Below are 232 nucleotides of genomic sequence, written 5' to 3' on the forward strand. Positions count from 1 at the left end.
TTCCTCGTGGTCGTGACATTGCTGGTGGGAAGCTGTTTCTTCAAATATCCTGACGTGATCACGGCAGACATGACATTGACGGGGCAACATCCCGCGACGGCGGTAGTGACACGGGCAGCGGGAAAGATACAGGAGCTGCTCGTCAGGGATAATCGCCCGGTAAGGCAGGGGGATTGGCTGGCGGTCATAGAGAATCACGCCGACACGGACGATGCCATCTATCTGGATAAGG

General features: G+C 56.5%; 1 protein-coding gene. It reads left to right on the plus strand.

Annotated features, from left to right (window positions below):
* On the plus strand, nucleotides 1–232 hold a 232-nt coding region (locus DWY79_RS23250; protein ID WP_233564045.1), incomplete at both ends, for a biotin/lipoyl-binding protein.

It is taken from the genome of Parabacteroides sp. AF27-14 (genome assembly GCF_003635425.1).
In the GTDB taxonomy this organism is placed as follows: Bacteria; Bacteroidota; Bacteroidia; order Bacteroidales; family Tannerellaceae; genus Parabacteroides; species Parabacteroides distasonis.